Source organism: Streptomyces roseofulvus, assembly GCF_039534915.1.
Classification (GTDB): Bacteria; Actinomycetota; Actinomycetes; order Streptomycetales; family Streptomycetaceae; genus Streptomyces; species Streptomyces roseofulvus.
Window position 1 is genome coordinate 3,020,781 of record NZ_BAAAWE010000001.1, and the last position, 22,423, is coordinate 3,043,203.

18 protein-coding genes are annotated in these 22,423 nt (G+C 73.3%); 9 read left to right on the forward strand and 9 right to left on the reverse strand.

Features of this window, described 5'->3' with window-relative positions:
* Window positions 1–14 precede the first annotated feature (14 nt).
* Window positions 15–2,294, reverse strand: coding sequence for an MMPL family transporter (locus ABFY03_RS13920; RefSeq protein WP_346170025.1), 2,280 nt, complete (start codon window positions 2,292–2,294; stop codon window positions 15–17).
* 165 nt (window positions 2,295–2,459) lie between these two features.
* On the opposite strand from ABFY03_RS13920, the gene ABFY03_RS13925 reads away from it, so the two are divergent.
* A complete protein-coding gene (locus ABFY03_RS13925) occupies window positions 2,460–3,119 on the forward strand; it encodes a TetR/AcrR family transcriptional regulator (RefSeq protein ID WP_319011416.1) in 660 nt (219 codons plus the stop codon).
* On the opposite strand, the gene ABFY03_RS13930 is transcribed toward ABFY03_RS13925, so the two are convergent.
* Window positions 3,097–4,305: a cation:proton antiporter gene (locus ABFY03_RS13930; RefSeq protein ID WP_319011415.1), complete on the reverse strand. Its 1,209-nt coding sequence runs from the start codon at window positions 4,303–4,305 to the stop codon at window positions 3,097–3,099. The two genes, ABFY03_RS13925 and ABFY03_RS13930, sit on opposite strands and share 23 nt — an antisense overlap.
* Before the next feature lie 64 nt (window positions 4,306–4,369).
* Between ABFY03_RS13930 and ABFY03_RS13935 the strand changes: the two genes are divergently transcribed.
* The 3 genes from ABFY03_RS13935 to ABFY03_RS13945 all read left to right on the forward strand — a co-directional run bounded on the left by ABFY03_RS13935 (window position 4,370) and on the right by ABFY03_RS13945 (window position 7,866).
* Window positions 4,370–5,317: a PrsW family intramembrane metalloprotease gene (locus tag ABFY03_RS13935; RefSeq protein ID WP_346170026.1), complete on the forward strand. Its 948-nt coding sequence runs from the start codon at window positions 4,370–4,372 to the stop codon at window positions 5,315–5,317.
* Window positions 5,318–5,365: 48 nt separating this feature from the next.
* Window positions 5,366–5,590, forward strand: a complete 225-nt coding sequence (locus ABFY03_RS13940) for a heavy-metal-associated domain-containing protein (RefSeq protein ID WP_319011413.1) — start codon at window positions 5,366–5,368, stop codon at window positions 5,588–5,590.
* 71 nt (window positions 5,591–5,661) lie between these two features.
* Window positions 5,662–7,866 (forward strand): heavy metal translocating P-type ATPase, encoded by a 2,205-nt coding sequence (locus tag ABFY03_RS13945; protein WP_346170027.1) that lies wholly within the window; start codon window positions 5,662–5,664, stop codon window positions 7,864–7,866.
* A 440-nt stretch (window positions 7,867–8,306) separates the two neighbouring features.
* On the opposite strand, the gene ABFY03_RS13950 is transcribed toward ABFY03_RS13945, so the two are convergent.
* Together ABFY03_RS13950 and recD2 are read right to left on the reverse strand one after the other, a co-directional pair.
* Window positions 8,307–9,596 carry a citrate synthase gene (locus tag ABFY03_RS13950; RefSeq protein ID WP_319011411.1) on the reverse strand — a complete coding sequence of 430 codons (1,290 nt, stop codon included), beginning with the start codon at window positions 9,594–9,596 and terminating at the stop codon, window positions 8,307–8,309.
* Window positions 9,597–9,774: 178 nt separating this feature from the next.
* Complete coding sequence (gene recD2 / locus ABFY03_RS13955) at window positions 9,775–12,018, reverse strand: SF1B family DNA helicase RecD2 (protein ID WP_319011409.1); 2,244 nt, start codon at window positions 12,016–12,018, stop codon at window positions 9,775–9,777.
* Between the two features lie 99 nt (window positions 12,019–12,117).
* Here recD2 and ABFY03_RS13960 point away from each other — a divergent pair, with 99 nt between their 5' ends.
* Window positions 12,118–12,582, forward strand: a complete 465-nt coding sequence (locus ABFY03_RS13960) for a DUF937 domain-containing protein (RefSeq protein ID WP_319011408.1) — start codon at window positions 12,118–12,120, stop codon at window positions 12,580–12,582.
* A gap of 77 nt (window positions 12,583–12,659) precedes the next feature.
* Here the strand turns inward: ABFY03_RS13960 and ABFY03_RS13965 are convergent, their stop codons facing one another.
* The 3 genes from ABFY03_RS13965 to ABFY03_RS13975 are packed head-to-tail and all read right to left on the reverse strand — an operon-like array spanning window position 12,660 to window position 15,762.
* Window positions 12,660–13,433, reverse strand: a complete 774-nt coding sequence (locus ABFY03_RS13965; protein WP_386723682.1) for a sugar phosphate isomerase/epimerase family protein — start codon at window positions 13,431–13,433, stop codon at window positions 12,660–12,662.
* A gap of 26 nt (window positions 13,434–13,459) precedes the next feature.
* Window positions 13,460–14,614: a dihydrodipicolinate synthase family protein gene (locus ABFY03_RS13970; protein WP_346170029.1), complete on the reverse strand. Its 1,155-nt coding sequence runs from the start codon at window positions 14,612–14,614 to the stop codon at window positions 13,460–13,462.
* Complete coding sequence (locus ABFY03_RS13975; RefSeq protein ID WP_319011405.1) at window positions 14,611–15,762, reverse strand: Gfo/Idh/MocA family protein; 1,152 nt, start codon at window positions 15,760–15,762, stop codon at window positions 14,611–14,613. Before ABFY03_RS13975 ends, ABFY03_RS13970 begins: the two co-directional genes overlap by 4 nt.
* 208 nt (window positions 15,763–15,970) lie before the next feature.
* On the opposite strand from ABFY03_RS13975, the gene ABFY03_RS13980 reads away from it, so the two are divergent.
* Both ABFY03_RS13980 and ABFY03_RS13985 read left to right on the forward strand, forming a co-directional pair.
* Window positions 15,971–17,017 carry a LacI family DNA-binding transcriptional regulator gene (locus ABFY03_RS13980; RefSeq protein ID WP_319011404.1) on the forward strand — a complete coding sequence of 349 codons (1,047 nt, stop codon included), beginning with the start codon at window positions 15,971–15,973 and terminating at the stop codon, window positions 17,015–17,017.
* Between the two features lie 40 nt (window positions 17,018–17,057).
* Window positions 17,058–17,624 carry a Uma2 family endonuclease gene (locus ABFY03_RS13985; RefSeq protein WP_346170030.1) on the forward strand — a complete coding sequence of 189 codons (567 nt, stop codon included), beginning with the start codon at window positions 17,058–17,060 and terminating at the stop codon, window positions 17,622–17,624.
* 1 nt (window position 17,625) lies between these two features.
* On the opposite strand, the gene ABFY03_RS13990 is transcribed toward ABFY03_RS13985, so the two are convergent.
* Together ABFY03_RS13990 and ABFY03_RS13995 are read right to left on the reverse strand one after the other, a co-directional pair.
* Complete coding sequence (locus ABFY03_RS13990) at window positions 17,626–18,201, reverse strand: AAA family ATPase (protein WP_346170031.1); 576 nt, start codon at window positions 18,199–18,201, stop codon at window positions 17,626–17,628.
* A 154-nt stretch (window positions 18,202–18,355) separates the two neighbouring features.
* Window positions 18,356–19,402: an EamA family transporter gene (locus ABFY03_RS13995; RefSeq protein ID WP_346170032.1), complete on the reverse strand. Its 1,047-nt coding sequence runs from the start codon at window positions 19,400–19,402 to the stop codon at window positions 18,356–18,358.
* A 100-nt stretch (window positions 19,403–19,502) separates the two neighbouring features.
* Between ABFY03_RS13995 and ABFY03_RS14000 the strand changes: the two genes are divergently transcribed.
* The gene (locus ABFY03_RS14000) at window positions 19,503–20,414 is read left to right on the forward strand and encodes a LysR family transcriptional regulator (RefSeq protein ID WP_319011401.1); all 912 of its coding nucleotides are present in this window, start codon (window positions 19,503–19,505) and stop codon (window positions 20,412–20,414) included.
* 190 nt (window positions 20,415–20,604) lie between these two features.
* On the forward strand, window positions 20,605–22,416 hold the full coding sequence (locus ABFY03_RS14005; protein WP_346172247.1) for a glycoside hydrolase family 3 protein: 1,812 nt from the start codon (window positions 20,605–20,607) through the stop codon (window positions 22,414–22,416).
* Window positions 22,417–22,423 lie beyond the last annotated feature (7 nt).

The following is a 22,423-nucleotide window of genomic DNA, read 5'->3' on the forward strand; positions in this document are numbered from 1 at the left end:
CGTGCGGGGACGGGTCAGCCGCGGGCGCCGACGGGCTCGCGTCGCTCCTCGGGGGTGCCGGCCGCGGCGGCGGGCGGCTGCTCGGACTCGCTGATGCCGAAGCGGTCGTGGAAGCGGCGCAGCGGTCCGGGGGCCCACCAGGTGAGCCGGCCGGTGAGCTTCATGACCGCGGGGACGAGGAGGCTGCGGACCACCATGGCGTCCATGAGGACGGCGAGGGCGACGCCGAGGCCGAGCATCTTGGTGTTGGTGACCCGGGAGGTGCCGATGGCGACCATGACGACGGCGAGGATGACGGCGGCGGCGGTGATGAGTCCGCCGGTGCGGGCCAGGCCGAAGCGGACGGCGCCCTCGTGGTCGCCGGTGGAGTCGTACTCCTCCTTGATGCGGGAGAGCAGGAAGACGCCGTAGTCCATGGAGAGGCCGAAGGCGACGCAGAACATGAGGACGGGCAGGGTCGTCTCGATGTCGCCGGTGGCGGTGAAGCCGAGGAGTCCGGAGAGGTGCCCGTCCTGGAAGACCCAGACGACGGCGCCGAACATGGCGGTGAGGCTGAGGGCGTTGAGGACGACGGCCTGGACGGGGATGAGGACGCTGCCGGTGAGCAGGAAGACGAGCAGCAGGGTGACGAGGACGACGATGCCGGCGGCCCAGGGCAGCCGCTCGCCGATGGCGTCCTTGGAGTCGACGAGGACGGCGGCCTGGCCGGTGACGGAGGTGGTGAAGGGGGCGTCGGCGGAGCGCAGTTCGCCGACCGCGTGCTGCGCTCCTTCGCCGGTGGCCGGTCCGTCGGGGACGACGCTGTAGTAGGCGTGGGCGTCCGCCCCGGTGCCGGAGACCACGGGGCCGTCGACCCGCACGATGCCGTCGAGGGCGGCGATCCGCTCGCGGTAGGCGCCGTAGTCGGCGGGGGTGGCGGCGCCCTCGGCGAGGACGGTGAGGGTGCCGCCGGGGTCGCCGGGGAAGCCGGCGCGGAGCTCCTCCTGGACGATCCGGGAGGTGGCCGTGGCGGGTAGCTGGCGGTCGTCGGCGGTGCCGAACTTCACGCCGAGGAAGGGCAGTCCGAGCAGGACGAGGCCGGCGGTGGTGAGGACGGCGAAGACGGGGGCCCGGCGCATGACCAGGCCGGCCGCCCGGGTCCAGCCGGCGGCCGCCCCGGTGTCGTCCGGCCCGGGGGCGCGGCGGCGGCGGAGGAGCCGGCGCAGGTCGAGGGCGTCGACCCGGTGGCCGAGGAGCACGAGGGCGGCCGGCAGCAGGGTGAGGGCGGCGGCCGCGGCGAGCAGGACGACGGCGATGCCCGCGTAGGCGAAGGAGCGCAGGAAGTACTGCGGGAAGACGAGCATGGCGGCGAGCGAGACGGCGACGGTGAGCGCGGAGAAGAGCACGGTCCGCCCGGCGGTGCGCAGGGTGGTGCGGACGGCGGCGGACGGGTCGGCGCCGGCGGCCAGTTCCTCGCGGTAGCGGCGGACGACGAAGAGCGCGTAGTCGATGGCGAGGCCGAGGCCGAGCGCGGTGGTGAGGTTCTGCGCGAAGACGGAGACGTCGGTGAACTCGGTGATCCCGCGCAGCACCGCGTTGGTGCCGAGGATGGCGACGATGCCGACGCCGAGCGGCAGCAGGGCGGCGACGGCGCTGCCGAAGACCATGACGAGCAGCACCAGGGTGACGGGCAGGGCGATCAGCTCGGCCCGCAGCAGGTCCTCCTGGATGATCGTCTGCATCTCGTGGCGGACGGCGAGGCCGCCGCCGAGGGTGACCTCGACGGGTCCGTGGGTGCCCCGGTACGCCGGGGCGATGCGGTCGAGGAGTGCGCCGGCCTCCTTCTCCTCGCCGGCGATCCGGGCGGCGACGACGGCCTTGGTGCCGTCCTCGGAGCGGAGGGCGGGCGAGCCGCCGGCCCAGTAGGAGCCGACGCCCTCGACGCCGGGCTCGGCGGCGAGCCGTTCGGTCAGCCGGCGGGCCTCGGCGGCCACGGCGGGGTCGTCGACCCCGGCCTTCCCGGCGTCGACGAGGAGCAGCAGGTTCGGCTGGGAGCCGGGGAACTCGCGCTCCAGGGCCGCGGTGGCGTAGCTGGACTCGGCGGCCGGGTCCTCCCAGCCGCCGCTGCCCATCCGGTCGGCGACGCCGCCGCCGGCGAGGACCGCGAGGGCGGTGAGGACGAGGGCGACGAGCAGGGTGAGGCGGGGCCGCGCGGTCACGAACCGCGTCCATCCCCCGCCGGGCTCCCGGCGCTCACCAGGGCTTCCGCCCGGTCCCGCGCCCTGTGCGGAGGCGGTTTTCTTGACTTCGGACATCACGCGGTGTCCCCTTCACCGTGGCCCCCGCTCTCGCTTCCCGGCAGGTCGCGGGGGCCGCCCATTGCCATAGACTGGCAAACACGAGTGATCGCTCGCGTTATCCAAGAATGCGAGCGCCCTCTCGCATTTGTCAACGCGTATCGAGGAGGACTGGGGACAGCCATGCCCGAGGACCCGAAGCCGCGCCGCCGACAGGCCCGCGGCGAGCGCCGCATCGCCCAGCTGCTCCAGGCCGCCGCCGACGTCTTCTGCGCCAACGGCTACACGGCCAGCAGCACCAACGCGATCGCCCGCGAGGCCAAGGTCTCGCCGGGCACGCTCTACCAGTACTTCCCGAACAAGGAGGCGATCGCCGTCGAGCTCGGCGGCCGGCTCATCCAGCAGATGCGCGAGGCCCACGGCCAGGTCTTCACCCCGGCCAACCTGGCGCTGCCACTGCGGGAGCTGATCGACGCGGTGCTCGACCCGATGATCGAGTTCAACTGCCTCAACCCGGCCTTCCTCGCCCTGATGCACGGCTCCGAGGTGCCCGGCCGGATCGCCGAGGAGCACGACGAGCTGCACGCCTCGCTGCTCTCCCAGGTCCGCGAGACGATCGGCGCGCGGGCCGTCCCGCCGCTCGCCGCCGACGAGCTGGACCGGGTCGCCGACATGGCCTTCGCCGTCTTCAAGGGCGGACTCGTGCTGATCGTCGCCGCCCCCGAGGGCCCGGTGCGGGACGCGGCCGTGGCCGAGCTGAAGAAGGTGATGTTCCGCTACCTCGCGCCCATCGTCGGCGAGGCACCGGCCGGCGCGGCGGTCACCACGACTCCGACCCGCTGACCGCCTCCGCCGGCGCCTGGTCCCGGCCCGCCCGCAGCCGCATCGCGAGCAGCGGGAGGACCAGGACCGAGACCATCCCGGCGCCGACGAGCGCCGCCGCCTCGCCCGCCGACAGGGCCTTGTCGTCCAGGCCGATGGTGGTGATGGCGACGACGAGCGGCAGCGCGGTGGAGCCGTACAGCACCAGTGCGCCGCGGTCCGTCCGGTCGAGGTCGCGCGGGGCGAGGAACCACATCGGGCCGCCCCGCACCACCAGGAAGAGCAGCAGGAAGACCGGCAGGAGCAGCAGCGCGCGGCCGCCGGAGAGCAGCGAGTCCAGGTCGAACTCCAGGCCGGTGACGACGAAGAAGACCGGCACCAGGAAGCCGAAGCCGACCCCCTCGACCTTCTCCAGGATCTCCGGCCCCGCCTCCGGAGCCGCCCCGGTGAGCACCAGCCGGGTGATGAGCCCGGCGGCGAAGGCGCCGAGCAGCACGTCCAGGCCGAGCGCCGTCGAGGCCCCGAGCATCAGGGCGAGCAGCAGGAAGACGAAGCGGACCGCGAACTGGCCGCTGGTGTGCAGGGTCCTGGCGATGACGGTGGCGAACCACGGCGGGCGGGGCCGCATCGCCCAGTAGAGGGCGGCCGCGGTGAGCGCGGCGAAGACCGCGAGCAGCACCGTGGACTCGGCGGCGGTCCGCCCGCTGAGCAGCAGCGCCATGGCGATGATCGGCCCGAACTCGCCGACCGCGCCGAAGGCCATGACGACCGTGCCGAAGCGGCCGCGCAGCCCGCCGGAGTCCCGCAGCACGGGCAGGACGGTGCCGAGGGCGGTGCTGGTGAGGGCGACGCCGATGAAGACCCCGGTGGAGTAGCCGCCGCCGATCAGGACGCCGGCGGTGAGTCCGAGGGCGAGCGCGGCCAGCCACGCCCACACCGAGCGCCTGAGGGTGTCGCCGCGGACCTTGCCGAACTCGATCTCGTACCCCGCGAGGAAGATCAGCATGGTGAGGCCGAGCTCGGAGAGGCCGTCGATCAGCTCGTCCGAGTGCGCCCAGTCGAGGACGTCGGGGCCGATGACGATGCCGAGAAGGATCTCGAAGACGGCGAGCGGGACGGGGACCCGGCGCCCCACCCAGTACGCCAGCAGGGGCGCCAGGACGGCGACCGTCATGATCAGGACGAGCGTGATCCCCGAATGCGACATATCGGGTATCTACCATAAGCTCCGGTCAGACGCCCGGTCGGCGGAGGGACTTGGAGGCCCGCTGATGTACGAGTACCGGTCCACCCCCCAGACCCCTCCCCCGCCACCCCCGGCTCCCCCGGAGTCCGCCGGCCCTCGCCCCGGGCTGTGGAAGCGGTGCCTGTGGGGCGGTCTGGCCCTGTGGGCGCTGACCGCGGTGGTCACGTACGCCACCGCCAACACCACCCTGCTGCCCACCCTGATCCTCCTGGGCAGCTTCCTGGTCCCGGGCGTCTTCGTGCTGTGGGCGTACGAGCGGCACGGCCGCGACCTCGGGCTGCCGGTGATCCTCGGCTGCTTCGTCACCGGCGGCATCCTGGGCGTCCTCGGCGCCTCGGTCATGGAGTACTACCTGCTCCACCCGTCCCTGTGGATGTTCCTCGGGGTGGGGCTGATCGAGGAGGCGGTGAAGCTCGCCGCCCTGATGTTCGTCGTCCGGCACCGCCCGTACCTGCGCGGCCGGCGCGCCGGCCTGGTGCTCGGCGGGACGGTGGGCTTCGGCTTCGCCGCCTTCGAGAGCGCGGGATACGCCTTCAACGCCGCGGTCACCCTGGACGGCATCGACCTGCGCTCCCTCCTGGAGACGGAGATCCTCCGCGGCCTCCTGGCCCCCTTCGGGCACGGCCTGTGGACGGCCGTCGCGGGCGCGGTGCTCTTCTCCTACCGCCGCCCCGACGGCCGCTTCCGCCTCGCCGGCCCGATCGTCGGCGCCTACCTCGGGGTGGCGGTGCTGCACGCGCTCTGGGACTCGATGCACGGGATCGCGCTCTGGCTCGTCCTCCGGCTGACCACCACGGACCTGGACCGCTCCCTCTTCGCCCAGGGCTACATCCCGCGGCCCACCTCCGAGCAGGAGCACCTCTTCACCCTCTTCTCGGTGGGCGGTCTGGTGCTGGTGACGCTGGTGGGACTGGCGTGGCTGAGATCGCTCGCGCGACGCGAGCCCGACCGCACTGGAATTTATACCCCCTAGGGGTATAGCATCGAGCTGTACGACTCCGAACCGAATGAGGAGACCACCATGGCCGCCGAGACGCAGACCGAACTCACCACCGTCTACCAGGTCAAGGGCATGACCTGCGGCCACTGCGAGGGCGCCGTCTCCGGCGAGATCTCCGCGATCCCCGGCGTCTCCTCCGTCACCGCCGTCGCCAAGACCGGCGAGGTCACCGTGGTCTCCAGCGCCCCCCTCGACCGCGAGGCCGTCGCCGCCGCCGTCGACGAGGCCGGCTACGAGCTGGTCTGACCACCGGCCGCGCACCGCCCGGGCAGGGTCGTACCGTTACGGTACGGCCCTGCTCCCCTTTGGAACCGCACATGCCCAGCACCACCGTCACCGAGCTGACCATCGGCGGAATGACCTGCGCCTCCTGCGCGGCCCGCATCGAGAAGAAGCTCAACCGGATGGACGGCGTCACCGCGACCGTCAACTACGCCACCGAGAAGGCGCACGTCGAGCACGCCCCCGAGGTGGGCGTCGACGCGCTCATCGCCACCGTGGTGAAGACCGGCTACACCGCCGAGGAACCGGCCCCGCCGGAGCCCGAGGCCCCCGCCGGACCGGACGCCGACCCCGAGCTCGACGCGCTGCGCCGTCGGCTGGTCGTCTCCGCCGTCCTCGCCGCCCCCGTCGTCCTGCTCGCCATGGTCCCCGCCCTCCAGTTCGACAACTGGCAGTGGCTCTCCCTCACCCTCGCCTCCCCCGTCGTCGTCTGGGGCGGCCTCCCCTTCCACCGGGCCGCCTGGACCAACCTCCGGCACGGCGCCGCCACCATGGACACCCTCGTCTCGGTCGGCACCCTCGCCGCCTACGGCTGGTCCCTGTGGGCGCTCTTCCTCGGCGACGCCGGCATGCCCGGGATGCGGCACGGCTTCGACCTCACCGTCGACCGCACCGACGCCTCCTCCACGATCTATCTGGAGGTCGCCGCCGGCGTCACCGTCTTCATCCTCCTCGGCCGCTACCTGGAGGCCCGCGCCAAACGGAAGGCCGGCGCCGCGCTGCGCGCCCTGATGGAACTCGGCGCCAAGGACGTCGCCGTCCTCCGGGACGGGGGCGAGGTACGGGTGCCGGTCGCCGCGCTCCGTACCGGCGAGCTCTTCGTCGTGCGCCCCGGCGAGAGGATCGCCACCGACGGCACCGTCGCCGAGGGCGCCTCCGCCGTCGACGCCTCCCTCCTCACCGGCGAGTCGCTGCCCGTCGACGTCACCGCCGGGGACCCGGTCAGCGGCGGCTGCGTCAACGTCTCCGGCCGGCTCGTCGTGCGGGCCACCCGGGTCGGCGCCGACACCCGGCTGGCCCGGATGGCGAAGCTCGTCGAGGAGGCGCAGAGCGGCAAGGCCGCGGTCCAGCGGCTCGCCGACCGGGTCTCCGCCGTCTTCGTGCCCGTCGTCCTGCTGATCGCGCTCGCCACCCTCGGCTTCTGGCTCGGCTCCGGCGCCGGCGCGACCGCCGCGTTCACCGCCGCCGTCGCCGTCCTGATCATCGCCTGCCCCTGCGCCCTCGGCCTCGCCACCCCCACCGCGCTGCTCGTCGGCACCGGCCGCGGCGCCCAGCTCGGCATCCTCATCAAGGGCCCCGAGGTCCTGGAGTCCACCCGTCGCGTCGACACCGTCGTCCTCGACAAGACCGGCACCGTCACCACCGGCCGGATGACCCTCACCGGCGTCCACCCGTACGGCTCCACCGACGAGACCGAGCTGCTGCGGCTCGCCGGCGCCCTGGAGCACTCCTCCGAGCACCCCGTCGCCCGCGCCGTCGCCACCGGCGCCGCCGAACGGCTCGGAATCGCCGTCGGCGAGCTGCCCGCCCCCAAGGCCTTCGAGAACGTCCCCGGGCTCGGCGTCCGCGGCTCCGTCGACGGCCGGCTCGTCCTCGCCGGACGGGCCGCGCTGCTCGCCGCCGAGGAGGTGCCGGTGCCGGACGGCGTCGGGGCCGGGGCCGTGCTGGTCGCCTGGGACGGCGTCCTGCGCGGCTCCCTCACCGTCGCCGACGCCGTCAAGGACACCAGCACCGAGGCCGTCGCCCGGCTCCGCGCCCTCGGGCTGCGGCCGGTGCTCCTCACCGGCGACCACCGGGCCGTCGCCGAGACCGTGGCGGCCGAGGTCGGCATCGACGAGGTGATCGCCGAGGTGCTGCCCGAGGAGAAGGCCGCCGTGGTCCGGCGGCTCCAGGCCGAAGGCCGTACCGTCGCCATGGTCGGCGACGGCGTCAACGACGCCGCCGCGCTCGCCACCGCCGACCTGGGGCTCGCCATGGGCACCGGGACGGACGCGGCCATCGAGGCGAGCGACCTCACCCTCGTCCGGGGCGACCTGCGGGTGGCCGCCGACGCGATCCGGCTCGCCCGCCGCACCCTGGCGACGATCAAGGGCAACCTGGCGTGGGCCTTCGGCTACAACGTGGCCGCGCTGCCGCTCGCCGCGGCCGGCCTGCTCAACCCGATGATCGCCGGTCTGACCATGGCCTTCTCGTCCGTGTTCGTCGTGACGAACAGCCTGCGTCTGCGGCGGTTCCGTTGATTTCACCTACACGTGACGCACAAGTCCTTCACAAAGAGACCTAGATCACAGATATTGGGGGGTAACCATCTGGGCTGTTCGCGAGTCTAAGTGGGCGATGCCAGAACGTCTTGGGGGACGTTCGCCGGGAGGTCTTGGGGGACGTCCCGACAGGCAAGCGCGGCCGGGGCACGTGCAGCGGGGAGCTTGAGCGGCCCTCCCGTACGTACCCCGGCAGACCGCGCACCGGACGCCCGGCCCGGATCCCGTGGGGGGAATCCGCACCGGGGATATGGGAAGCGCCCCGCTCGCCGACCCGTGGGGGGATCGGAGAGCGGGGCGCTTCTGCTTTCTCGGGAGGCTCGGCTCGCCTCCGGGGCGCCTCATGACGGTGACGGGGTCCCCCGGCTTTCGCCGGGGGACCCCGTGTGTACGCCTCAGTCGACCTGTGCGGGGTCGGCTCAGCGCTCGTCGACCGGGACGAAGTCGCGGAGGACCTCGCCGGTGTAGATCTGGCGCGGGCGGCCGATGCGGGAGCCGGGCTCCTTGATCATCTCGTGCCACTGGGCGATCCAGCCGGGGAGGCGGCCGAGCGCGAAGAGCACGGTGAACATCTCGGTCGGGAAGCCCATCGCGCGGTAGATGAGGCCCGTGTAGAAGTCCACGTTCGGGTAGAGGTTGCGCGAGACGAAGTAGTCGTCGGAGAGCGCGTGCTCCTCCAGCTTGAGCGCGATGTCCAGCAGCTCGTCGGACTTGCCGAGGGCCGAGAGGACGTCGTGCGCCGCCGCCTTGATGATCTTGGCGCGCGGGTCGAAGGACTTGTACACCCGGTGGCCGAAGCCCATCAGGCGGACGCCGTCCTCCTTGTTCTTCACCTTGCGGATGAAGGAGTCGACATCGCCGCCGTTGGCCTGGATGCCCTCCAGCATCTCCAGGACCGACTGGTTGGCGCCGCCGTGCAGGGGGCCCCACAGCGCGGAGATGCCGGCCGAGATCGAGGCGAACATGTTCGCCTGCGAGGAGCCGACCAGACGCACGGTGGACGTCGAACAGTTCTGCTCGTGGTCCGCGTGCAGGATGAGGAGCTTGTCCAGCGCCGAGACGACGACCGGGTCGAGCTCGTACTCCTGGGCCGGGACCGAGAACGTCATGCGCAGGAAGTTCTCGACGTAGCCGAGGTCGTTCCGCGGGTAGACGAACGGGTGGCCGATCGACTTCTTGTACGCGTACGCCGCGATCGTCGGCAGCTTCGCGAGCAGCCGGATCGTCGAGAGGTGGCGCTGCGTCTCGTCGAAGGGGTTGTGGCTGTCCTGGTAGAAGGTGGACAGCGCGGAGACCACCGAGGACAGCATCGCCATCGGGTGGGCGTCCCGCGGGAAGCCGCGGAAGAAGTTCTTGACGTCCTCGTGGACCAGCGTGTGCTGGGTGATCTCGTTCTGGAAGACGGCGAGCTCGTCCGCCTTCGGCAGCTCGCCGTTGATCAGCAGGTACGCCACCTCCAGGAAGGTGGACTGCTCGGCCAGCTGCTCGATGGGGTAACCGCGGTACCGCAGGATGCCCTGCTCACCATCGAGGTAGGTGATCGCGGATTTATAGGCGGCGGTGTTGCCGTATCCGCTGTCCAGGGTGACCAGACCGGTCTGGGCTCGCAGCTTCCCGATGTCGAAGCCCTTGTCGCCGACGGTGCTCTCGACCACCGGGTAGGTGTATTCACCGTCCGCGTACCGCAGTACTACAGAGTTGTCGCTCACGTCATCCCTCACCGACGTAGTGCCTCTTCTTCGAGGTGCCCTGACTGTCTCTACCATCCCCCACTTGGCTCAGGAGAGTGCACTCGGGGTCGCCATTGGGCCAATCGGCGGCACTCAGTGCCGCCAACCTGCTTATCCTGCCCCCTTCGCCCCGGTTCCGGTAGTCCTCCGTGATCTTTCACACGGGGGCGGCCCCTGTGAGCCGGTGGGCCAGTGCGGTAAAGCGCCGACCGGCCGAGACGGTACGGACCGCCTGGGCGATCGCACGGCGCGAACCGACCAGGACGACGAGCTTCCGGGCCCGGGTCACGGCCGTGTAGAGCAGGTTCCGCTGGAGCATCATCCACGCACTCATGGTGACCGGGATCACCACCGCCGGATACTCACTGCCCTGCGAACGGTGGATGGTGACCGCGTACGCGTGGGAGAGCTCGTCCAGTTCGTCGAAGCCGTACGGCACCTCCTCGTCCTCGTCCGTCCGGACCGTCAGGCGCTGCTCCACGGGGTCCAGGGCCGTCACCACTCCGACCGTACCGTTGAAGACCCCGTTCGCCCCCTTCTCGTAGTTGTTCCTGATCTGGGTGACCTTGTCCCCCACCCGGAACACCCGGCCGCCGAACCGCTTCTCCGGGAGGTCCGGGCGGGCCGGGGTGATCGCCTGCTGGAGCAGCCCGTTCAGCGCGCCCGCGCCGGCCGGACCCCGGTGCATGGGGGCCAGGACCTGCACGTCCCGGCGCGGGTCGAGGCCGAATCTGGCCGGGATGCGCCGGGCGGCGACCTCGACGGCGACCCGGGCCGCGTCCTCCGTCTCCTCCTCCGCGAAGAGGAAGAAGTCCGGCAGGCCCGTGGTGGTGGGCGGCAGGCCCCCGTTGATCCGGTGGGCGTTGGTGACCACGCCGGACTGCTGGGCCTGGCGGAAGATCCGGGTCAGCCGCACGGCCGGAACGGGGCTGCCGGGGGCGAGCAGATCCCCCAGGACCTCCCCGGCGCCGACCGAGGGCAGCTGGTCCACGTCCCCCACCAGCAGCAGATGGGCGCCCGGCGCGACCGCCTTGACCAGCTTGTTCGCCAGCAGCAGGTCGAGCATCGACGCCTCGTCGACCACGACGAGGTCCGCGTCGAGCGGCCGGTCCCGGTCGTACGCCGCGTCCCCGCCCGGCTTCAGCTCAAGGAGTCGGTGGACGGTGGACGCCTCGGCGCCGGTCAGCTCGGCGAGCCGCTTGGCCGCGCGGCCGGTCGGCGCCGCGAGGACCACCTTGGCCTTCTTGGCCCGGGCCAGCTCCACGACGGACCGGACCGTGAAGGACTTGCCGCAGCCGGGGCCGCCGGTGAGGACCGCGACCTTCTCCGTCAGGGCCAGCCGGACGGCCTGCTCCTGCTCGGGCGCCAGCGTGGCCCCGGTCCGGGCCGCGAGCCACGCCAGCGCCTTCTCCCAGGCGACGTCCCGGAAGGCGGGCATCCGGTCCTCCGGGGCGCGCAGCAGGCGCCGCAGCTGCCCGGCGAGGGAGAGCTCGGCCCGGTGGAAGGGGATCAGGTAGACGGCCGTGACCGGCTCGCCCTCCGGGCCGGGGACCGCCTCCCGGACGACCCCCTCGGGATCCCCGGCCAGCTCGGCGAGGCACTCGATGACGAGCCCGGTGTCCACCTGGAGCAGCTTCACCGCGTCGGCGATCAGCCGCTCCTCGGGCAGGAAGCAGTGCCCCTGGTCGGCGGACTGGGACAGGGCGTACTGGAGCCCGGCCTTCACCCGCTCCGGGCTGTCGTGCGGGATGCCGACGGACCGGGCGATCCGGTCGGCGGTGAGGAAGCCGATGCCCCAGACGTCGGCGGCCAGCCGGTAGGGCCGCTCGCGCACGACGGTGATCGAGTCGTCGCCGTACTGCTTGTAGATGCGGACGGCGATGGAGGTGGACACGCCGACGGTCTGGAGGAAGACCATCACCTCCTTGATCGCCTTCTGCTCCTCCCAGGCGGCAGTGATGTTCCTCGTCCGCTTCGGGCCGAGGCCGGGGACCTCGATCAGCCGTCCCGGGGCCTCCTCCAGGATGTCGAGGGTGTCTAGGCCGAAGTGGGTGGTGATGCGGTCGGCGAAGACGGGTCCGATGCCCTTGACGAGGCCGGAGCCGAGATAGCGGCGGATGCCCTGGATGGTGGCGGGCAGCACGGTCGTGTAGTTGTCCACCTGGAACTGCCGGCCGTACTGCGGGTGCGACCCCCAGCGCCCCTCCATCCGCAGCGACTCCCCCGGCTGGGCGCCGAGCAGCGCGCCGACGACGGTGAGCAGGTCCCCGGCGCCGCGGCCGGTGTCGACCCGGGCGACCGTGTAGCCGCTCTCCTCGTTGGCGTACGTGATCCTCTCCAGCACGCCCTCGACCACGGTGGGGCGGTGCGGCCGGCCCTCGTCGGACCCCTCGTTGGACATGGACCGACCGTAGCGAAGGCCGCCGACAACGGGGGCGGGGCTGTGGACAACTCCCGCCCCGGGGTGCCGACCCCGGGGAGGAACCGTAGCGTTCCGGACATGAGCGAACGCAGTGACTCCTTCCGGGACGAGGTCCTGGCCGAGCTCGGCGAGGACCGTCTGGCGGAGATCGCCGCCCTCGCCGGCACCGACACGGCCGGCGCCCGGGCCCTGGTGGACGGCTCGGTGGCGGAACTCTCCGGCAATCTGCGGCAGGCCGCGGCCGAGCCGGGCAGCGCCGCCGACGTGAAGGCGGCCGTCGACGAGGCCGCCTCGGCCGCACCGCCCCTCCAGGGCGTCGCCGCCTTCGGCGGCCTCGCGGCCGGCGGCCTGCTGGCGGGCGTCCTCGGCAGGCTGGCGAAGCCCGCCGCCTCCGCCGTCGCCAGGCGCACCGGCCTCCCCCCGGCCACCGTGAACCGCGCGGTCGACCTCCTGGTCCCGGTGGTCCTGGCGGTCCTCACCAGGCGCGCCGCCGCGAAGAAGGGCGGCGGCCTCGGCGACCTCCTGGGCGGCGGGAAGAAGTAGCCCGGCCCCGCCGCACACGGGGCCGGGCCCGGAGGGCCCCGCCGCGCACGCGGGGGCCCGGCTCGCACGGGACGGGGTCAGACCTTCAGGAACGCCTCCAGGGTCTCCTCCAGGACCTCGACGCCGTCCCTCGCCCAGAGGCCGTCGTTGAAGAGTTCGACCTCCACCGGGCCCGTGTAGCCGACCCGTTCGAGGAGGGCCGCCCACCACGTGAGGTCGATGGAGCCCGTGCCGAGCTGGCCCCGGCCGTCGAGGACGCCCTCCGGGAGGGGGGTCGTCCAGTCGGCGAGCTGGAAGGAGTGGACGCGGCCGCCGGCGGCGGCGCGCTCCACCGCCGCCGGCGCCTTCTCGTCCCACCACAGGTGGTAGGTGTCGACGGTGACGCCCACCTGCTCGGCCGGGTGGCGCTCCGCGATGTCCAGGGCCTGGTCCAGGGTGGAGATCGCGCAGCGGTCGGAGGCGTACATCGGGTGGAGGGGTTCGATCGCGAGCCGCACCCCCCGCTCGCCCGCATAGGGGGCGAGCGCGCCGACGGCGTCGGCTATGCGCGCGCGTGCGCCAGGCAGGTCGCGGCTGCCGGCGGGCAGGCCGCCGGAGACCAGGACGAGGGTGTCGGTGCCGAGCGCCGCCGCCTCGTCGATCGCCGCCCGGTTGTCGGCCTCCCAGCCGTCGGCGGTGAAGAAGCCGCCGCGGCAGAGGGTGGTGACCTTCAGGCCCGCCTCCTGGACCAGGGCCGCGGTCTCGTCGACGCCGTACTCCTTCACCGGGTCGCGCCACAGGCCGATCCCGGGGACGCCGAGACGGACGCACTCCGCGATCAGTTCGGGCAGCGGGAGCTGTTTCACCGTCATCTGGTTGATGCTGAAGCGGTCGAGGTTCACTGGGGCACTCCGTGGACGGTGAGGAGGGCGCGCATCCGGGACTCCGCTCGGGCCGGGTCCGGGAACAGGCCGAGGCCGTCGGCGAGTCGGTAGGCGCGGGCCAGGTGCGGCAGGGAGCGGGCCGAGTGCAGGCCGCCGACCATGGTGAAGTGGTCCTGGTGGCCGGCGAGCCAGGCGAGCAGGACCACGCCCGTCTTGTAGTAGCGGGTCGGCGGCTCGAAGAGGTGCCGGGAGAGCGCGACGGTCGGGTCGAGGAGCGCGCGGAAGCCCGCCGTGTCGCCGGTGTCGAGGACCCGGACGGCCTCTGCCGCCAGCGGGCCGAGGGGGTCGAAGATGCCGAGCAGGGCGTGGCTGAAGCCCTGATCGTCGCCGGCGATCAGCTCGGGGTAGTGGAAGTCGTCGCCGGTGTAGCAGCGGACGCCCTCGGGGAGACGGCGGCGCAGGTCGACCTCGCGGCCGGCGTCGAGGAGGGAGATCTTGACGCCGTCGAGCTTGTCGGGGTGGGCGGCGATGACCTCCAGGAAGGTCTCGGTGGCCGCGTCGAGGTCGGCGGAGCCCCAGTACCCCTCCAGGGCCGGGTCGAACATCGGGCCGAGCCAGTGGAGGACGACGGGTTCGGCGGCCTGGCGCAGCAGGTGGCCGTAGAGGTCGAGGTAGTCCTCGGGGCCGGTCGCCGCGGCGGCGAGGGCGCGGGAGGCCATCAGGACGGCCTGGGCGCCGGACTCCTCCACGACGGCGAGCTGCTCCTCGTACGCGGCCCGGATCTCGGGCAGGGTGGCCGGACCTGTGAGCTGGTCGGTGCCGACGCCGCAGGCGATCCGGCCGCCCTCGGCCTTGGCCTCGGCGGCGCTGCGGCGGATGAGTTCGGCGGCGCCCGCCCAGTCGAGGCCCATGCCGCGCTGGGCGGTGTCCATGGCCTCCGCGACGCCGAGGCCGTGGGACCAGAGGTGGCGGCGGAAGGCGAGGGTGGCCTCCCAGTCGACGGCCGCGGGGCCGTCGGGGGTGGTGTCGGCGTACGGGTCGGCGACGACGTGCGCGGCGGAGAAGACCGTACGGGAGGTGAGCGGGCCGGTCGCGGAGGGCGCGAGCGGTTCGGTGCGGGGCTCGTACGCGCGCGTGCCGCCGCCGGGGAGCGGGAGGTGGAGGGTCACAGGGTCACCTCGGGGACGTCGAGGCGGCGGCCCTCGGCGGCGGACCTCAGGCCGAGTTCGGCGAGCTGGACGCCGCGGGCGCCGGCGAGCAGGTCCCAGTGGTACGGCTCGTCGAGGACGACGTGCCGGAGGAAGAGCTCCCACTGGGCCTTGAAGCCGTTGTCGAAGTCGGCGTTGTCGGGGACCTCCTGCCACTGCTCGCGGAAGGAGTGGGCGGCGGGGATGTCGGGGTTCCAGACCGGCTTGGGGGTCAGCCCGCGGTGCTGGACGCGGCAGGTGCGCAGGCCGGCGACGGCCGAGCCCTCGGTGCCGTCGACCTGGAACTCGACGAGTTCGTCGCGGTGGACGCGGACGGCCCAGGAGGAGTTGATCTGGGCGATGGCGCCGCCCTCCAGGTGGAAGGTGCCGTAGGCGGCGTCGTCGGCGGTCGCCTCGTACGGCTTGCCCTGCTCGTCCCAGCGGCGCGGCACGTGGGTGGCGATCTCGGCGGAGACGGAGGTGACCCGGCCGAAGAGCTCGTGGAGCACGTACTCCCAGTGCGGGAACATGTCGACGACGATGCCGCCGCCGTCCTCGGAGCGGTAGTTCCAGCTGGGGCGCTGGGCCTCCTGCCAGTCGCCCTCGAAGACCCAGTAGCCGAACTCGCCGCGGACGGACAGGATCTCGCCGAAGAAGCCGCCGTCGACGAGCCGCTTGAGCTTGAGCAGGCCGGGGAGGAAGAGCTTGTCCTGGACGACGCCGTGCTTGATGCCCTTCGCCCGGGCGAGCCGGGCGAGGTCGAGGGCGCCGGCGAAGTCGGCGGCGGTGGGCTTCTCGGTGTAGACGTGCTTGCCGGCGGCGATCGCCTTGGTGAGGGCGTCGACGCGGGCCGAGGTGACCTGGGCGTCGAAGTAGACGTCGACGGAGTCGTCGGCGAGGACGGCGTCGAGGTCGGTGGACCACTCGGTGAGGCCGTGCCGCTCGGCGAGGGCGCGCAGGGCGTGCTCGCGGCGGCCGACGAGGACGGGCTCGGGCCACAGGACCCGCCCGTCGCCGAGGTCGAGGCCGCCCTGCTCGCGGAGGGCGAGGATCGAGCGGACCAGGTGCTGGCGGTAGCCCATGCGTCCGGTGACGCCGTTCATGGCGATGCGGACGGTCCTGCGTGTCATGGAAGGTTCCTCTCTCCGGCGGGGCTGCGCCCTCGATCACCGCGTGGAAGCACGACGGAAAGCGCCATGCGGGCAGAAAGCGCTTTCGGCGCGACGATAGAAAGCGCTTTCTGCCGCAGATGACGCTAGCCTGCCGACATCACGCCGGACAAGGCCCCAGCGCCTACGGCCTCGGAGCTGTGCACGCGATGTCGGAGGTACGCACGCGATGACCGTCACCCTGTCGGACGTGGCCGCCCGCGCCCGGGTCTCCCCCGCGACCGTCTCCCGGGTCCTGAACGGCAACTACCCGGTGGCCGCGTCGACGCGCGAGCGGGTCCTGAAGGCCGTCGAGGAGCTGGACTACGTCCTGAACGGGCCGGCCAGCTCGCTCGCCGCCGCCACCTCCGACCTGGTCGGGGTGCTGGTCAACGACATCGCCGACCCCTTCTTCGGGATCATGGCGAGCGCGGCGCAGAGCGCCATCGGCGAGGGCGCGTCGGGCCGCGCGGGCGGCGAGAAGCTGGCCGTCGTCTGCAACACCGGCGGCTCCCCCGAGCGCGAGCTCACCTACCTCACCCTGCTGCAGCGGCAGCGCGCCGCCGCCGTGATCCTCATGGGCGGCTCGCTGGAGGACCCGGAGCACCTGGCCGCGACGGCGGCCAAGCTGTCGCGGATGGCCGAGGCGGGGACGCGGGTCGTGCTGTGCGGCCGGCCGCCGGTGCCGGGGGACGCGCACACCGCCGCGCTGGTCTTCGACAACCGCACCGGCGGGCGCCGCCTCACCGAGCACCTGCTCGGCCTCGGCCACACGCGGATCGGTTACGTCGCGGGCCCCGCCGACCGCACCACCACCCGGCACCGCCTGGAGGGCCACCGGGAGGCCCTCGCGGCGGCGGGCGTCGCCGAGGGGCCGACCGTCCACGGCCCGTACGACCGCGCCTCCGGCCACGCGGCCGTCGCGGAACTCCTCGACCGCGACCCGGAGCTCACGGCGATCGTCGCGGCCAACGACACGGTGGCCCTGGGCGTCTGCGCGGCGCTGCGGGAGCGGGGCCTGTCGATCCCCGGCGACGTCTCGGTGGCCGGCTTCGACGACCTGCCGTTCTCGGTCGACGCGGTCCCCGCCCTGACCACCGTCCGCCTCCCGCTCCACGACTCCGGCGTCCGCGCCGGGCGGCTGGCGATGGGCACCGAGGACGCCCCCGCCGACGGCACGGAGACGGTCCCGGGCGAGCTGGTGGTGCGGGACTCGACGGGGGCGCCGCGGGGGTAGGCCCCGCTATCGTTGTGAGCGACGACACACGGAGGATCTCGTGACGGCCGTACTGAGGGACACGTCCAGCGCCTGGGACGTCCTGGACGGCGCCAACTTGCCCAACGGCTACCGCGTGGAGATCACCGAGGGAAAGATCATCATGACGCCGCAGGGCGAGAGCCGGTCGGATGTCCTGATCGAGGCCGCGCCTCAGATCAAGAAGCAGCTGGCCGGACAGGGCGAGGTCCTGTCGGACGTCATGATCGACTTCCCGTCCGGCCTGTGGGGTTACGCCCCCGACCTGGCCATCGTCGCCCCCGGTTCCGAGCGCAACAAGCGCGGTCGCTTCGAGTGGCACAGCCTGGAGGCCGTGCTGGAGATCATCTCGCTCAGCACCCGGGACAACGACTTCGAGAAGAAGCTGCGGATGTACGCCGAGTGCGCGATCCCGCTCTACGTGATCATCGACCCGTCCGAGAACGCCTGCACCGTGCACAGCAACCCGACGCGTACCGGCACCTACACCGAGCAGGAGAAGATCCCCTTCGGTGAGGACCTGGTCCTGCCCCTCGAAGGGCGCGAGATCGTCGTGAGGACGGAAGGGTTCCCGCCCGCGGAGGGGTGAGCTACGCGGCGGTCTTCGGGACCGCGTGGGCCGTCAGGCCGGTGGCGGCGAGGACCGCGTCGACGGTCTCGTCCACCGTCTGGTCGGCGTTGTCGATCCAGACGCCCTCGCCGGAGAGTTCCTCGCGCATGGCCTCGTCCAGGAAGGCCCAGTTGGTGGTGAGGCGCTTGTGGCGGGCGTTGTTGCGTTCCCACGCCTTGTCGGGGCCGGGGGCGAGGAAGACCACGTGCAGCGGGCCCGCCGTCATCCGGTCGCGGTAGAAGCCCAGGTGGGAGCGGCGGACGACGACGTCGTCGACGACCGGCAGGAAACCGGCCGTGACGAAGCTGCCGGCGAGCAGGGAGGCGTTGCGGGCCCGCAGGAAGATCTGCCGGTCGGCCTCGGGGTCGCCGTCCGGGGTGGGCCAGTGGCAGCCCCGCACGATCAGGTTCTGGAGCTCGTCGACCTCGATGTGCGCGGACATCGCGAAGCGGGCGGCCAGCGCCGCCGCGACGGTGGACTTGCCGCTGCCCGGGATGCCGCTGATCAGGACGGTGCCGGGGGCGGACGGGGAGCGGTCGACGGGTACGAGGTCCATCCCCGCACCCTAGATCATCCGTTCGTCCGCCCGGCCGGCTTTCCTCCGGGGGGCAGTACCGGCCGGCTTCCTCCAGGGCAGTACCGGCCGGCTTTCCTCCGGGAGTCAGTACGCGAGGGCGCCCGCCCCGCTCGCCCGCCCCGGGCCGGTGCCGTCACGGAAGGGCTCTCCCGGGCGCCGGTGCCGCGGCGGCGGGCTCGGCCTGTCCCCCGGAGGGGGCCGGGCAGGCGTCCTCATGCCGGGCGTCCGCCGCGCCCGGCACGGGGGCGGCCGCAGCCGGTACGGCCTCCGCCGCGCCCGAAGCTGCCACCGCGCCGGGTACGGGCTCCGCCGTGCCGGAGGGCGTACGCCTCGGGGACAGCGACGTCAGGGCCACGCCGCCGACGAGGAGCGTCGCCGCGACCCAGCGCAGCGGGCTCACCGACTCGCCGAGGAAGAGCGCGGCGGAGGACATGCCGAAGACGGGGACGAGGAGGGAGAAGGGGGCCACGGAGGAGGCGGGGTGACGGCGGAGCAGCCAGCCCCAGGCGCCGAAGCCGAAGACGGTGGTGACCCAGGCGACGTAGAGGATGACGCCGGCGCCGGTCCAGTCGAGGGCGCGGAGCGCGGCCAGGTCCCGCTCGGGTCCCTCCAGGAGGAGGGAGAAGGCGAGCAGCGGGAGGACGGGCACGGTGCTGACCCAGACCATCCAGTTGAGCGGGTCGGGCGGGGCGGCCTTGCGGGTGAGGACGTTGGAGACGCCCCAGCAGGCCGCGGCCACGATGACCAGGACGAAGCCGGTGACCGGCCCGGAGGTGCCCTCGTCGACGGCGGCGACCCCGATGCCCGCGAGCGCGACGGCCATGCCGAGGAGGGCGCGCCGGGCGGGGCGTTCGCCGAGGGCGGCGAAGGCGAACAGGGCGGTGAAGACGGCCTGCACCTGGAGGACGAGGGAGGAGAGACCGGCGGGGGCCCCGAGGTCCATGCCGGTGAAGAGGAGGCCGAACTTGGCGACGCCCAGGGCGAGTCCGACGGCGACGATCCACTTCCAGGCGACCTTGGGGCGGCCGACGAGGAAGACCGCGGGGAGGGCGGCGGCGAGGAAGCGGAGGGCGGAGAAGAGCAGCGGCGGGAAGTGGTCGAGGCCGATCTCGATGACGACGAAGTTGACCCCCCAGACCGCGGCGACGAGCGCGGCGAGGGCGATGTGTGCGGGGCGCATGGAAGCGAGCATGACCGCCGTCGACCGTGTAGCACCAGCACAGGTCTCTTCATGGTTGGATGAAGCGATACTGAATCCAGAGCGCCCGCCGGAGGTTCCCGTGCTCGATCTCGGACGTCTGCGCGCCCTGCACGCGGTCTCCGTCCACGGCAGCGTGGGCGCCGCCGCGACCGCGCTCGGCTACACCCCGTCGGCGGTCTCCCAGCAGATCGCGAAGCTGGAGCGGGAGACCCGTACGACCCTGCTCGAACGGAGCGGGCGGGGCGTCCGCCTCACCGACGAGGCCCATCAACTCGCCGCCACGGCACGCCGGTTGCTGGCGATCGTGGAGGAGGCGGAGGTACGGCTCGAAGAGCGGCGGGGGCTGCCCGCCGGGCGGCTCTCGATCGGCTGCTTCCCGAGCGCCGCGCGCGGTCTGATGCCCCGGGTGCTCGCGGACCTGGCCGTGCGCCACCCCGGTCTGGACGCCCGGCTGACGGAGGTCGACCCGCACCTGTCGGTGGACCTGGTGGCGCGCGGGGTGCTCGACCTGGCCGTCGCCCACGACTGGGACATCGCCCCGCTGCCGGCGCCGCCCGGCGTCGAGCAGGCGGTCATCGGCGACGACGGCTGCGACGTCCTGGTCCACCGGGACCATCCGCTGGCGGCCCGGCGGTCGGTGCGGCGGGAGGAGCTGGCGGACGAGCGGTGGATCTCGCAGCCGCCGGGGACGGTCTGCCACGACTGGCTGACGCGCACGCTGCGGGCGTCCGGGGCCGAGCCGCTGATCGTGCATCAGGCGGAGGAGAACCACACCCAGGTGGCGCTGGTCGCGGCCGGTCTCGGCATCGCGCTCGTGCCCCGCCTGGGGCGCGGCGGGCTGCCGCCCGAGGTGGCGCCGCTGCGGCTCGACCCGGCACCGACGCGCCGGCTGCACGCGCTGTGGCGGACGGGTGCGGCGCGCCGTCCGGCGATCGTGGAGACGGTCCGTACGCTCCAGGAGCGGTGGCCGTCGATCGCGTCGGCGGCCTGAGCTCACGCACCGGCCGCCTCGGCGATTCGTGCGGGAATCCTTGACCTGGCAGTTACTTTCAGGCTATCCGTGCACCTTGGCAGTTTCCTTCACCACTGCTCTCACCCCCGCACGGCCGGAAGGAGCACCAGTGCCCCACCCCGCCCCCGCTCGCCCCACCCCCACCCCCACCCCCACCCGCCGCACTCCTCTGGTTCCCACCCGCCGCTCCCTGCTCGCCGTCACCGCGGCCGCCGCCGCCGCGGCCGTCACCGGGGCCGTCGCCCCCGCCGCCCGCGCCACCGACGCCAGGACCGAGGAGCGGCTGCGCCGGATCGTCGGACGGATGTCGCTGGAGGAGAAGGTCGGCCAGCTCTTCGTCAGCCGGGTGTACGGCCATTCGGCCACCGCCCCCGACCAGGCCGACGTCGACGCCAACCTCCGGGAGCTCGGCGTCCGCACCGCCGCCGAGCTCCTCGCGCGCTACCACCTCGGCGGGATCATCTACTTCGCCTGGGCCCACAACACCCGCGACCCGCACCAGATCGCCGAGCTGTCCAACGGCATCCAGGCCGCCGCACTCGCCGCGGGCACCCCCGTCCCCGTGCTGATCTCCACCGACCAGGAGCACGGCATCGTCTGCCGGGTCGGCGAACCCGCCACCCTCCTGCCGGGGGCGATGGCGCTGGGCGCGGGCGGCTCCCCGGCGGACACCCGCAAGGCGGCCCGGATCGCCGGCGCCGAGCTGGCCGCGCTGGGCATCCGGCAGAACTACGCGCCGGTCGCCGACGTCAACGTCAACCCGGCCAACCCCGTCATCGGCGTCCGCTCCCTCGGCTCCGACCCCGGCGCGGTCTCCGGTCTCGTCGCCGCGCAGATCCGCGGCTACCAGGGCGCCGGCGTCGCGGCCACCGCCAAGCACTTCCCCGGCCACGGGGACACCGCCGTCGACAGCCACTACGGCCTGCCGGTCATCACCCACACCCGCGCGCAGTGGGCCGAGCTGGACGCCCCGCCGTTCCGGGCCGCGATCGCCGCCGGCATCGACGCGATCATGACCGCGCACCTCGTCGTCCCGGCGCTCGACCCGTCCGAGGACCCGGCGACGCTCTCGTACCCCATCCTCACCGGCGTCCTGCGCGAACAGCTGGGCTACGACGGGGTGGTGGTGACCGACGCGCTCGACATGCAGGGCGTGCGCACCAAGTACGGCGACGACCGGGTGCCGGTGCTCGCGCTCAAGGCGGGCGTGGACCAGCTGCTCAACCCGCCGAAGCTGGACGTGGCCTGGAACGCGGTCCTGAAGGCCGTCCGGGACGGGGAGCTGACGGAGCAGCGGATCGAGGAATCGGTTCTGCGGATCCTGCGGCTGAAGGCCCGGCGGGGGCTCTTCGCCGACCCGTACACGACCCGGGCGGACGTGGACGCGACCGTCGGCACCGCCCGGCACCTCGCCGAGGCCGACCGGATCGCCGAGCGGACCACCACCCTGCTCGTCAACGAGGACGGTTTCCTGCCGCTCTCCCCGGCCTCGCACGGGAAGGTCCTGGTCGTCGGCGCCGACCCGGCCTCCCCGTCCGGGACGACGGGCCCGCCGACCACCACCCTCGGCGGGGCCCTGCGCGAGCTGGGCTTCACCCCGACCGTCCTGTCCACCGGGATCACCCCGACGGCGGCGCGGATCGAGGAGGCGGTGGCGGCCGCGGCCGGCCAGGACGTGATCGTGGTGGGCACGTACAACCTGTCCGCGACCAGCCCGCAGCGGACGCTGGTGGCGCGGCTCGTGGCGACCGGGGTGCCGGTGGTCACGGTCGCGATCCGCAACCCGTACGACGTCGCCCGGACCTCCGGGCAGCGGGCCACGCTCGCCGCCTACGCGTGGACCGACGTCGAACTGCGGGCCGCCGTACGGGTGCTGGCCGGGCGGGCGAAGCCGCGCGGGCGGCTGCCGGTGCCGGTGCGGAGCGCCGAGGACCCGGCGGTGACGCTCTACCCGGTCGGGTTCGGACTCTCGTACGCCTGACGGGGAG